General features: G+C 52.0%; 3 protein-coding genes and 1 pseudogene. 2 read left to right on the top strand and 2 right to left on the bottom strand.

Features of this window, described 5'->3' with window-relative positions:
- A partial coding sequence (locus tag MKZ79_RS21115) for a ClpX C4-type zinc finger protein (protein ID WP_336144584.1) occupies positions 1-86 on the bottom strand: 86 nt, incomplete at its 3' end.
- 306 nt (positions 87-392) lie between these two features.
- Here MKZ79_RS21115 and MKZ79_RS21110 point away from each other — a divergent pair.
- Complete coding sequence (locus MKZ79_RS21110; RefSeq protein ID WP_336144583.1) at positions 393-977, top strand: ATP-dependent Clp protease proteolytic subunit; 585 nt, start codon at positions 393-395, stop codon at positions 975-977.
- A 160-nt stretch (positions 978-1,137) separates the two neighbouring features.
- Complete coding sequence (locus MKZ79_RS21105; RefSeq protein ID WP_336144582.1) at positions 1,138-2,193, top strand: acyltransferase family protein; 1,056 nt, start codon at positions 1,138-1,140, stop codon at positions 2,191-2,193.
- 61 nt (positions 2,194-2,254) lie between these two features.
- On the opposite strand, the pseudogene clpX reads toward MKZ79_RS21105, so the two are convergent.
- Positions 2,255-2,461, bottom strand: a pseudogene (gene clpX / locus MKZ79_RS21100) (ATP-dependent Clp protease ATP-binding subunit ClpX); the annotation flags it as partial.

Below are 2,461 nucleotides of genomic sequence, written 5' to 3'. Positions count from 1 at the left end.
ATCAGCTTGCGGACTTCATGCTGGCTTTTGCCGCAAAAAGAGCAGTACAGCAGCTTTCCTGAACCGTCTTTGCGCTTCTCTGTCATCAGTTAACCTCATGGCTTATCAGCGGCCCTTACAGGCTGTTTCATTAATGGACCCGATCCTAATATAGCGCATTTCAGGGCCATTTTGGCAGCAAAAGCGGGCCGCGCTGCGCCTGAGCGCAGGCGCTTTTTCCGACAGCCCTGGACGTAAAAACGCCGGCCGCATTCGCTTTACAAGGGGATTTATCAATTAACCTGCTGTTTTGAAAAGCAATAATTCGGCTGCGGCACGGTTGATTTAGCTGGGGAATGGATTATGCTAAACTCTTGTCACTTATACAGATCGTTTCCGACGGAGTCTAAATAATGTCTCAGGAGCCAAAGAAAGAGAGCCCGGAAGAGAAATCCTCTCTGGCGCTTAACAAGTTACTGCAAGCCCGATCTGTGATCATTTCTGGCGAAATCGATCAAGCGCTGGCGGAGAAAGTGACCGCGCAGCTGCTGATCCTGCAGGAAATGGGCGATGAGCCGATCAAGCTGTTCATCAACAGCCAGGGCGGCCACGTTGAAGCTGGCGATACCATTCACGACATGATTAAGTTCGTGAAGCCGAAGGTTCAGGTTATCGGCACCGGCTGGGTAGCCAGCGCGGGCATCACCATTTTCCTGGCGGCCGAGAAAGAAGACCGCTATGCGCTGCCTAACACGCGCTTTATGATCCACCAGCCGCTGGGCGGCGTACGTGGCAAGGTTTCCGATATTGAAATCGAAGCCAACGAGCTGCTGCGCGCGCGCGACCGTATTAACCGTCTGATCAGCAAAGCAACCGGCCAGCCGCTGGAAAAAGTGGAACAGGACACGGACAGCAACTACTGGATGAGTCCACAGCAGGCGATCGATTACGGTATCGCCAGCCATCTGATTACCCACTGGGACGAGCTGAAAGGCTAATCCTCCACGCTTTTGCCAAAGCCTCCCTGACCGGAGGCTTTTTTATTTCTTCTCTTTTCCCGCCGCCATTCGTAAGCATTATCTGATTATTTCAGTACGGAATATCTTGCCAATTCAGGAATCTGTATATTCCCTGCCCTTTATGGTTAAGGAAAAGAAAATGATACGTAAAGAAATATACAACCTGCAGATTGTCAGGGGGCTGGCGGCTTTATGCGTGGTGCTGGAGCACCTCTCGCCGCGCGCCGTTGCCCATTTTTTCAGTGCGGGCCAGGTTGGGGTATCGATGTTTTTCTTTTTAAGCGGCTATATCATGATGCATACCTTCCGAGAGGATCAGTCGGCTGGCGCGTTCATCAAAAACAGAATAAAGCGCATCTATCCTGCCTATCTGATCCTCTCGCTTCCCTTAATTTTTTATACGCTGCATAAGACCGGTTCGTTAGTCTATCTTATGCATAACCTTTTTCTTATTCCCTGGACAGAGTGGGACAGAGAGGCGATGCCCTACAACTGGTCTGAGTCGATGGCGAATCCGGCCGCCTGGACGCTGGTCTATGAATTCTATTTCTATCTGCTGCTCTGTGTCGGCAAGCTGCTGCGCAACAAAAAAGCGTTTGTTTTTCCTTTCACTGCCATAACCATGATCGCCATTCTTATCGTCACTAACGTCACCTGGGGCAATAACGGTTATCTGGGCTGGCACGGCGTGACCTATAAATCCGTCGCGGGGAACCTGGCGCTGCTTTCATTTGTGGCCGGCATGTGCGGGCGCCAAATTGGCTTCCATGACATTAAAAAGAACCTGGCGGTGTTTCTGCTGATCCCGACCGCGATGCTGCTGCTGTGGCTGCTGGCCAGACAGGGCGTGACGAATCTGCAAATCCGCGATCTGCTGGGCTCCTGCCTGCCTTCCTGGGCTTTCGTTTTTCTGCTGGCGAACATGCCGGATTTAAAAGGCCTGGTGTTCGACAGGCTGCATGCCATCGGCATGTATTCCTATTCCCTTTATCTCTTCCACGCTAATTTCTATTCGGCGAAATGGATTGTCTTTAATCAGCTTGCCCGCTTCAACATGACTTCGGATCTGCTTAAAGGCGCGATCCTGCTGCTGTTTGTCGCGCTGTCGCTCTATTTTTCGAAACACCTCTACAGGCTTATCGAAAGAGGCGAAGCGTGGCAGAAGCTGCGAAACGTTGGCTTACGGGCTGGCTAAAGCGTCAGAGATAAAAAAAGAGAGCCGGATGGCTCTCTTTTTTCTGGGATAGTCATGAAAACTATTCGCCGGACGCCTGCTGTGCGTCGCCTTTGCCATAGATCAGCATCGGCTCCGATTCGCCTGCGATAACCGACTCGTCGATCACCACTTTCTCCACGTCGTCCATTGACGGCAGATCGTACATCGTATCCAGCAGCGCGCCTTCCACGATTGAGCGCAGACCGCGCGCCCCGGTTTTCCGCGACATCGCCTTGTGCGCTATCGC

This window comes from Erwinia sp. CGal63 (assembly GCF_037026505.1).
In the GTDB taxonomy this organism is placed as follows: Bacteria; Pseudomonadota; Gammaproteobacteria; order Enterobacterales; family Enterobacteriaceae; genus Erwinia.
This window is presented reverse-complemented; position numbering and strand designations above follow the sequence as displayed.